This window comes from Pseudomonas sp. WS 5071, assembly GCF_012985765.1.
GTDB classification, from domain to species: domain Bacteria; phylum Pseudomonadota; class Gammaproteobacteria; order Pseudomonadales; family Pseudomonadaceae; genus Aquipseudomonas; species Aquipseudomonas lundensis_A.
Window position 1 is genome coordinate 153,464 of sequence record NZ_JAAQWY010000008.1, and the last position, 9,215, is coordinate 162,678.

General features: G+C 50.4%; 11 protein-coding genes. 3 read left to right on the forward strand and 8 right to left on the reverse strand.

Annotated elements, in window-relative coordinates; all coding sequences use genetic code 11:
* Positions 1 to 32: 32 nt before the first annotated feature.
* Positions 33 to 2,456 (forward strand): hypothetical protein, encoded by a 2,424-nt coding sequence (locus tag HBN61_RS07455; protein WP_170046456.1) that lies wholly within the window; start codon positions 33 to 35, stop codon positions 2,454 to 2,456.
* Positions 2,457 to 2,534: 78 nt separating this feature from the next.
* Here the strand turns inward: HBN61_RS07455 and HBN61_RS07460 are convergent, their stop codons facing one another.
* From HBN61_RS07460 to HBN61_RS07495, 8 genes are all read right to left on the reverse strand, one after another.
* The gene (locus HBN61_RS07460) at positions 2,535 to 4,679 is read right to left on the reverse strand and encodes an acyltransferase family protein (RefSeq protein ID WP_170046457.1); all 2,145 of its coding nucleotides are present in this window, start codon (positions 4,677 to 4,679) and stop codon (positions 2,535 to 2,537) included.
* A 130-nt stretch (positions 4,680 to 4,809) separates the two neighbouring features.
* Positions 4,810 to 5,922, reverse strand: coding sequence for a tyrosine-type recombinase/integrase (locus tag HBN61_RS07465; RefSeq protein ID WP_169895298.1), 1,113 nt, complete (start codon positions 5,920 to 5,922; stop codon positions 4,810 to 4,812).
* A complete protein-coding gene (locus tag HBN61_RS07470) occupies positions 5,922 to 6,134 on the reverse strand; it encodes a hypothetical protein (RefSeq protein ID WP_120265971.1) in 213 nt (70 codons plus the stop codon). The genes HBN61_RS07465 and HBN61_RS07470 overlap by 1 nt, the downstream gene beginning before the upstream one ends.
* A 262-nt stretch (positions 6,135 to 6,396) precedes the next feature.
* On the reverse strand, positions 6,397 to 6,534 hold the full coding sequence (locus HBN61_RS07475) for a hypothetical protein (RefSeq protein WP_170046458.1): 138 nt from the start codon (positions 6,532 to 6,534) through the stop codon (positions 6,397 to 6,399).
* Between the two features lie 42 nt (positions 6,535 to 6,576).
* Complete coding sequence (locus tag HBN61_RS07480; RefSeq protein WP_169837211.1) at positions 6,577 to 6,903, reverse strand: pyocin activator PrtN family protein; 327 nt, start codon at positions 6,901 to 6,903, stop codon at positions 6,577 to 6,579.
* Positions 6,896 to 7,036, reverse strand: a complete 141-nt coding sequence (locus HBN61_RS07485) for a hypothetical protein (protein WP_169907767.1) — start codon at positions 7,034 to 7,036, stop codon at positions 6,896 to 6,898. Before HBN61_RS07485 ends, HBN61_RS07480 begins: the two co-directional genes overlap by 8 nt.
* A gap of 25 nt (positions 7,037 to 7,061) precedes the next feature.
* A complete protein-coding gene (locus tag HBN61_RS07490) occupies positions 7,062 to 7,346 on the reverse strand; it encodes a phage antirepressor KilAC domain-containing protein (protein ID WP_170046459.1) in 285 nt (94 codons plus the stop codon).
* 8 nt (positions 7,347 to 7,354) lie between these two features.
* Complete coding sequence (locus tag HBN61_RS07495) at positions 7,355 to 7,948, reverse strand: hypothetical protein (RefSeq protein WP_170046460.1); 594 nt, start codon at positions 7,946 to 7,948, stop codon at positions 7,355 to 7,357.
* A 539-nt stretch (positions 7,949 to 8,487) separates the two neighbouring features.
* Between HBN61_RS07495 and HBN61_RS07500 the strand changes: the two genes are divergently transcribed.
* Together HBN61_RS07500 and HBN61_RS07505 are read left to right on the forward strand one after the other, a co-directional pair.
* Positions 8,488 to 9,015 carry an ORC-CDC6 family AAA ATPase gene (locus HBN61_RS07500; RefSeq protein ID WP_170046461.1) on the forward strand — a complete coding sequence of 176 codons (528 nt, stop codon included), beginning with the start codon at positions 8,488 to 8,490 and terminating at the stop codon, positions 9,013 to 9,015.
* A gap of 12 nt (positions 9,016 to 9,027) precedes the next feature.
* A partial coding sequence (locus HBN61_RS07505) for a transposase (RefSeq protein ID WP_524539063.1) occupies positions 9,028 to 9,215 on the forward strand: 188 nt, incomplete at its 3' end.

The following is a 9,215-nucleotide window of genomic DNA, read 5'->3' on the forward strand; positions in this document are numbered from 1 at the left end:
TTTTTTTCGTCCACAGAAAAGGAATATCCACCGTGACTGTCAGCACGATTAACAGCGTTGCCGAGTTCGTAACCAACGGGGTGACAAAGAGCTTCCCGTTTTATTTCAAGTTTTTGGAAAGCAAGGATTTGGTGGTTACGTACATCAGTCCAGAAGGCACCAGTTCGGATTTGGTCATGGGGACCCATTACACGGTCGCGGGCGCTGGCAATGAAAATGGCGGGAGTGTACTCACCGCATCTGCCTTGGCAGGCCCAGGACAACTGATCGTCTCGCGCGACATGGAAGCCTATCAGCAGACCTCATTGCGCAACCAAGGCAAGTTCTTGGCCGAGACCCACGAGGATGTGTTTGACCGGCTGACAATGTTGATTCAACAAGGCTTTGCAATCTTCAGACGTGCACTGACCCGCCCGTTTGGACGAGACTATTTCTATGCCGAGAATCGCCGGATTGCTTCGGTACAAGACCCTGTAGAGGCTCAGGATGCGTCAACCAAGGTTTGGACGCAGCGCTACGTTGGGGATGTGATTGGCGGGATGACAGGTAATCCAAACTTGGCTTCCAATGTCTTTTATCGCGGGCCGGATGGTCTTCCTTATACAGTTCAGGATATGTCCAATCCTATTGATCCTAGCAAGGGCGCAGCATTGATAGGACGCGCGACAGTCAATGTCGTATCGGTGCGAGCATTGCTTTCGACAGCACTAGATACAAGCCAAGTGGTTAGAACAGTCAGTTGGCATACAGGATTGAATAAGGGGGGCGCCCACTATATCTGGTGGCCGTCTGCACAAAAGTCTCTTCATGACGGTGGAAGGTTTATCAGTCCGACTGTGCCCTATACCAGTGACGTGCCTCAAATAGACTTTATGCGGGGAGTAGGAGAGACGCAGCAGAATGGCTCGGGCTGCTTTGTCTTGATCGGTGGCGGGCGTTCAAGCGCGCTTACATACGGACTTCGCGGCGATGGCGTTACCGACGAAAGCGCATTGGCGCAGCACTTTATCGACAAGAACAAAGGCCGCACCATTGTGTTCGATAAAGGGTCGCGATTCCTTTTCGCTGGCGTTGTTCTTGACGGCGCAGCGTACGACAGCACTGAAATAGTTTTCGCAGGGGAGCATGTTCTGGGCGTTCGCCCAGCTAACAAGCCTGCAAACTTTATGCTGGCCTGGGTTGGTCTAGGTATTCGTGACTGCAACGGCGTTCAGTTGGACTACAAGGGGCACGGGAACCGAGCGCTACAGCCAGACCAAGAGCATGCCTTTAACGTGCGACTGGCCGGTATAACCAATTTTGCTTGCCCTAGATTTAAGGCTCGCGAAATTCGCGGAGATGCAATTTATATCGGTCAAAAGGAACACCAAACTGAATCTAAGACTTGTGATAATTTGCACTTTGGTGTTTTTGATGTCGAAAACAGTGACGACGATGGTCGAAACGGAATGTCTATTATCGCGGGTCATAACATCGACATTGACGTGTTTCGAACCAATAAAGTAGGTGCCTTGGTTGGTGGAGTTCGTCAGCCGGGTGGTTTCGATATTGAACCTAATGCAGACTTTCAAACTGTAAAAAACGTCCATATTGGAAAAGTTGAAATTCGAACCGCTGGCAATTTTGGACTTCAGGTTATAGGCCAGTCACGTTCTGTGCTCGGTGGTAATGTATCGAGCATCACATTTGATTCTTATTGCATCGAATCGACCCTAATGTCGGAAAATGTTTTGCCAGTATCGTTTCGTAATTGTAGTGGGGTTCGCGCAAAAGGCTCGTGTGTAATGTTCAGGAATGGCGGTTTCATCAATTGCTCTACGCTTGGTATTGATAACGTGATTGATTGCGAAGTTGATCATAGCGGGTCGGGTGGGACTTATGGTGCGCGACTTGCTGTTGAGGCACGAGTGGTAGATCTAACGCTTGATTTGAAGGCTTCAAACTACGATGGTTCCGCGTGCCAGTCTGTGTATGTGTCTCGTAGTAATATAAAAATCCGCGGTCGTAGCGGCGCGGCTGGAACTAGGGCTCTTCATCTTCGTAGATTTCTAAGAGTGGGCGTTATTCAGGAGGATGTTACTTATGAGGTTGACTGTCCTAAGGCCGGCACCCTAGGAAACTATGCAGTGTTTAATGAACCTTCAGACTTAATGACGTTCAGTGGTGTTCGTCTGGTGGGTGGTAACTTAAATGGCTACCCAACGCATGGGAACCGAGTGTCTCTGTGCGGGGCAGGGTTTCGACGTCTATCCGTGCCCGAGGTAAATAACTATCCCACCATGCCAACTGAGGGCACATGGTTTGCTGGTGACGTTGTTAGTCGGGATACACCTATGTTAATTGCTGCATCGAATATGACCCTCTTAGGCTGGGTGCGACTAACAACGGGGAGCTCAAATATATTGGGAGTTGATTGGGCGAATATGTATGTTAGTCATGTTGCGCCTGCGACGTAATTTTTTGCGAGATTTTAAGTCGCTGAAAACCTGCTGACATTCAGATTTGCTATGAAGTCAGCAGGAACAGTCGGCTGGCTATCTTCCGCCTAATTCAGCAACAAGCTTAGAACCAAGAAACATAGCGCCGTCTTTTGTAAGATGAGCCGGATCAAAAAATATAGGCTTGTTGTTTTGTGTTAATACTGCGCAGCTATCATTTTCAGGGCATGTAACTTTCATCATGTCAATAAATGTAGTGCCTTCTATTTTGGATAAGGCGTTGTTTATTTGTTGTGTTCCTTCATTCTTGAATGAGGCTGCATAGTGGCTTAGTCCTGAAGTTCGGCCAAGCGCAGTGACAATGTCGATACTGCTTTTCGATAAGTTTTTTCTTCCAAAAACGAAAACTTTTGCATTTGTCATGGTGGTTATTTTTTGTATCCCTCGGAGATTGTATTCTGTGGCAAATGGCTGCCAATGAAATGCAATAAATACTTTGTCTGCCGAGTCGAGCAACTGCTGGTTTACTGCTCTTGTTATTTTGTCTTCGCAAGGAGTGACTAGTTCTGGTCTTTGTATTGTTAGTGTATTGACTTTGTTGAAGAAGGTGTCGAACTCATCGTTAGGGATGTAGGGAGCCGCGCAGTCAGTTACGATAATTCGAGATACAACATCTGCGGATGCAGTGTAGCCGGATTCATTTAACATATTTGCAATATCGGCAGCTTGGGAGTCGCCGATTATTAGTATTTTTTCTTTGTTTGAGCTAGGGTCGAAGCCAGCTTTTGCATCTAAGGATTTATGGTAAGCCCATACATAAGTATCGAGTTCTGGTTTGTTGATTTTTGTGATGGTTCTTATTTCTTCGGGAATGCGCCAGTCCCAGCCACCCTGTCCCCAACTGTTAGCGGCAACTACAATAATTGCTGTAGAGCAGGCGAGGGTCGAAAGAGAGAAGCCTAGACCAGTTAATCGTGGTTTTTGGGGGGTTCTGAAAGGCTTTTCAATTAACTGATACAAAAGTTCGGCGGTAATAAACGTTGCTACGATTAACCCGGCGGTGACTAATGAAGAAATTCCGCTGATTAGAATGTAGCTGGTGAAGACGTATATAGGCCAGTGAACCAGATAAAGCGAGTAACTTCTCTCTCCTATTTTAGTAGCAATCGCTGATTTGCAGGGTAATGCCAGTCGTGCGTTTGAACCTGCGAGAATCATCAAAGCAGCGCCTGCTGCGGGAACCATGGCAGATAAACCTGGGAAAAGAGTGCTATCGCTATTGAATAGGAAAACAGAATATCCGATTAGTCCGAGACCCAAGCCATAAAGAACGTCTGAGATGTTTTTTCCAAGGCTGCGCTCAAGAAATACAACCAGTCCTCCGAATAAAAATTCATTGAATCTAAAGGGGGTTAAATAAAATGCCCCGGATGCATCGATATTCAAATACCATACTGCTGCAATACATCCTAAGGTGGTTATTCCTACAGTTGCGATAAATGTATGCTTTGTTAGCTTAGTTAATGCTAAAAGTATGAGCGGCCATAAAATATAAAATTGAATCTCTACACTAAGTGACCATGTGTGAAGGAGTGGTTTGACCGCAGCTGCCGAATCAAAATATCCACTTTCTAGCCAGAAAAAAATATTAGAAGCGCCGATCAGTGCGTAAACGGTCGATCCTGACATTTGTTTAAAGTCAAGAGGCGAGTACAAGAAGAATGCCGCTATGTAGCATGCGGTAATTGTCGCCAGCAAAGCTGGAATTAGACGGCGTACTCGGCGATAGTAAAAATCTGAAAAGTCAAATTTACCCTGTTTTTGTTTGTCAAGGATACCTTTCGTAATGAGATACCCGCTGATCACGAAGAAAACGTCAACCCCAACGAAACCGCCCGTAAAGAAGGGAACCTTGAAGTGATAAAGGATGACGGACAGGACAGCAATGGCGCGCAGGCCATCAATGTCTGGCCGATAATTTGTGTTTTTAGTAAGCATGAAGTCCCTTTCTCTTGGCTGATGCCAGGGGCGAATTAATATCGAGGCGGATTCTACAAGTGAATTCGTATTTTTGTCAGAGCTGATGCTAATAGAAGGTCGGCAGGTCGCCGCAGAACTGAAATCCGTGAGGGAGTTTTGCGGGGAATTGTGAAACCTGACTAAGCACTGTTGGGCATCGATTGCAGTGGGTGCCCCCATAAATGCTTGATCTGTAAGGGTTTCGATAGCCTTAGCACGCATGGGGTGCTAGGGGTCGAGTGTTCGAATCACTCCGTCCCGACCATATTCTGTAAGGGAATCAAGGGTTTAGGCCTTTGATTCCCTTTCTCGTTTCTGCCTTGCGCAAAACTGGCGCAAAATGCGCGCAAAACTATCCGGTGATTTCGCTGATATTCAGGTCTGGAATCGCATCCGACCAGATCACATCGGCGTGGTCTTTCTGGTAGTTTTTGGTCATGGTCTCGCTGGCATGGCCCGCAATTGTTTGCCCATCCTTACCGGCTCTTTTGTACAGGTGCAGCGACAGCGCGCGCACTTCGTGAAAGCCAGGCATTTCCTCTTCTTTCCAATCCGCATAACAGCCAGCAAGCTCTCGCGCCTCTTTGAAAGAGCGCGTCAAAAACCGATCTTCAACCTTGGTCCAGTGCTCTTTAGTCTGCGCCTGCTTTTGTAGCAGTCGTCGCGGTTTACGATGGATGAGGAAGGGCGAGGCGACGTTGTCACGGCAACGCGTGATAACGGCCTGCAATTCGTCAGTCACCTTGAAACGAATCCACGCAGTATCGCTGGCCTTGGCTGTCTTCTTTTGCACCAGGTAAAGGTAGCCATCCCGGACGCCATCAAATCGCATGTCCAAAATGTCCGAGCGCCGTTGAGCGGTGATCAGTGCCAAGTCGATGGCGTTGCGTAGCCAACCTGGAGCTACGTCTCGTATTGCTTTGAGGCCTTCGACGGTATGGCGTTTGCGCTGCTTTTTCTCGATACGGTTGATCGTGCTTGATGCCGGGTTATCAGGGCATAAACCCTTGGATGCGGCATGGTTGAAAATGTCTACCAGCAGCGCGCGGCTTTGATTGGCACTGCGGGGTGTCAAGGTGTCGAGTAGTTCTGCAACCATGCGGATGGTTATCTGATCGACTGCCTTGCCCTCAAAATGCCTTCTGAAGCGTCTGAAATGAACGGCGTACAGTCCGAGCGTCCCCTTGGCCAACTCTCGGGGAGGCAGAATTTCGGCTTCGTACTTGTCCAGAAAACCAGCAAATGAACCTGACGTGTTGCCCATCACGGCGCCGACGAGATCAGCGCCGCGCATGAATTCCAGATTGAGCTGTTTAGCGGCGTCGATTGCCCTGATTCGGTCGGTGCCAAACTGAAACCACTTACCGTCGGTGGGCCGACGGTAGCGGTAAGTCGAGCGCCGCGCATCAAAGTACAGGTTCTGCGGCAGGTGCTTGTTCGCACCAATGCGCGGCCTTGGGGACATCAGGCAACTCCTTTCAATACCATAGCGACCAAGTCGTTACCGTCCGACTTGCTCAGGGCATTCCAGTCAACGTACCAAAGCGAGCCAATCTGCTCTCCGGGCAATTTGCCGTTGCGTATGTAGTTACGAATAGCCTGGGAGCACAGTGGCGTTCCGTTCTCACCCCAGCGTCGGCGCTGGTACTCGCTGATTTTGATGAGTTCTTTGCGCATGATTAGCGTCCTTTCCAGACGGTGTTAAGGCCCGTATACCCCACCACAAGCTGCGCGAGCGGGCGGTTTTGAGCGTTTAGCGTTGCATCAACACGCGCTGCCCGGCGCAGCTTTACGTGGGGTATAAGCACTCCCGCAGTGGCGCGAAGGGCTTTAATAACGCCTGTTGCTGCGCAACAGAGACTGTTTTTTACAGGCGTGTCGCTCCCGCTATCGATGCAGAGCAAAGCGGGCGCGGTTGGGGTGTTTGTCTGTGAGGGCTTCATCCCGCTTTCCTCTGGGTGCTGGCACCGTGTTGATGCTTGCGGCCATCGGCCAGGCCGGTTTTGTAGCCGGTCCAATACAAAAAGGCCGCGTTGAAGGCCAGAAAGATCAGCGCGTAGATCTGTGTCGAAGTCATGTGGTGTGCTCCTGGTGCTTGGCTGGTGGTGGCAGCGTTGGATCAGTTGTTCGGTTCCGCCGCATCGGTGTGCGCTTTGCCCATCTCTTCGTCCGCCTTGTACGCACGTATGTCGATCAGGGCGGCCACGTGTTTGATGTGGGCAAACTTGGTGGCCTTGCGGCTGCTGTCGAGTGTTGTGATCGGCAGTTGAATCCGGCCGCTGATGATTTCCGCGATGAATGACTGTTCGTTCAGGTAGCGAAAGTACTGTTCGCGCAGCTTGTCTAGGGGGATCAGCACGTCACCGAAGTTGCGATACAGCAGCTCAACGGTGGCCGCGTCCGGTGCTGGCACTAGCCGCAGCGGGCTTTGATTGGCATTACTCATGGGTGGGCGCGCTCGTTTTGGGTGGGCGACGGGTCGGGTGGTGCCAGGCGTTCAGGCAGTGGCGCTTGGTCAGCTCGCGCAAATGTTCCGGCACCTCAAGGAGCGCAGCATTGCGCTCCTCGCGTGTCGGCATGGCCACGATCTGCCGAGCGTATTCCCTAGGCCACGTCACGGTGATCAGCCGGAATTGCTGGAAGAGCCAGGCCTAACTGCTCGGCCAGCCAAGCGATACCGGGCTGACGTACCCGGGTCGACTGGCTGTACTGCATGCCGAGTTCAGCGTGGAACCAGTTGCTGTCCTTGACCCGTAAAAACTCGCGATCCCGAACCGGGAAGGCGGGCAAGTTACGGTCATTGAGCAAGCCTTTATCGCGCATCAACTTGATCAGCTTGGGCCGCGTTGTTCCCAGGTGCGCGGCCGCTTTGGCGAGGGTGCGTTCCATACCACCTCCTAAGCGGCGAGCGCGGAGGGAACCACCGACGCTGCCAAGTGGGTGAGGGACTGCATCAGCCGATCAACGCAGTGTTGCTCGTCGCCATAGACCGTAAAACAGAGGGTGCGCGGGCATGTGTCGCCGGCAACGATGATCGCCGTGATGCCCGTACGGCTAAGAGTGCGGTGCACAGCCACTCGTACGTCTTCATCGAAACCGATATCGAGCAGCAACGAGCCGCCGTTGCGCACCAATTGGCGCAACTGCTCGTGTTGCATGCCATCCAGTAACTGGCCGCGTTCGACAGACTCCATATTCTCACGGCGTGTCGCCGGTTCGGCTGTGTCCATGCAGCCGTTGGCGATGCATTCAATGAAGTCCGCCAGCACTCGGCACGTGTCCTGATCGGTGTCGTGCACCGTCAGGCTGTGTTTTTCGGTGCCTGTGATGATGGTAAAGAGCGTACCGGTCGGTGCGCGCTCAACCTGGAGTGCGAAGCTCCACGGCTGGTTGATGTTTTTGAAGCGGCAGGTGTGGTTAAACGTGCCGTTCAAATTGACTTGGGCAGCCAGCAGGCGAAGGGTGTTGTCCGGGAGAGAAAGACGATTCATGCCGCACGCCCTCCGTTGTTCGGATCGAACGGGGCAGGGCGGTTGCTGCGCGGAACTAGACGGGGCTTATGGTTGTGGAGGATGACCAAGCAGCCGGTGGTGGCTTGCAGCTGCTCAATCAGTCGACGGTTACTGGCGCACGTTGGGTGGACGTGCAGGGTTGCTGTGGTGTGCATGGTGTTGCCTCGCTCTGTGGTGGGAGAGTGAATCAAATATCAACCACTGGTTGATTTAAGTCAAGCCCCCCGAGAGGCTGGTCAGAGCGTCGCATTTAAGGTTGTGAAAGATTGATGGCTTCTCGCGGTATTTCAGAAAGTATGAATTTTTAACGTCGTTGGAAGCAGATGGTATCGAGCTTCTTTTTTGAGTTGATGCGAGTAAAAAATCCACCGTATAACAATATTATTGCTATAAAAATTAGTGACATTCTGGGTTTGACCGATTAAATTATATTAAGTTTATTGCTGATTTTTTAGCTGAAAATTTTGTCGTGGCGTCTCCGAGGGAGGCTGCCTCTCCTCTCGGATTGGAATGTAAATATGGATAATGATAGTTTATTTGTCGAGCAAGCCGAATATATTGCTCCATCGGATTTTATTGAATGGTCAAGTGATCACCCTAACGAGGATGTTATTTTAAAAAAACTTACTCAAGCCGGAGCCAAGCTGCTGACTGGTCCTCGAGGTTGCGGTAAGACCACGCTTATGCTCAAAGCCTATAATAGACTTAATAAAATGGGCAGCGGTGGTGCCTTTGCTATATATGTTAATTTCAAAGCTTCTTTGAAGTTGGAGCCTATTTATAAAAGCAAGGCGAATGGCGGATTTTGGTTTTCGCAATGGATGTATTTAAAGATTTACGAAGGTATATACAAAAGCCTTATAGATTATAAATCGAAAGAAAAGCCTGATTTTCATGTGGCTCTTGCCGAAGTGGAAAAAATAATCAGTCTTCTTGAGTTGGGTGAGGTTGGTAAAGTACAGGATTTTAAAAAAGAATTAACTGTATATGACCTAGGGAATCTCCGAACAAGCCTTCAGTTATGCGAGAATCCCCGCAACACCTGATCCGAGCCGCCCATGAGCCAGATGAGCTTTTCCGACTTTGAGTACGCCGGCAAGCGCAAGCAAACCCGCCGAGAGCGCTTCCTCGCCGAAATGGATCAGGTGGTGCCCTGGGCAGGCCTGCTGGAGCTGATCGAACCGTTCTACCCCAAGGCCGGCGGCGGTAGAAAACCCTATCCTCTGGAAACCATGCTGCGCATCCA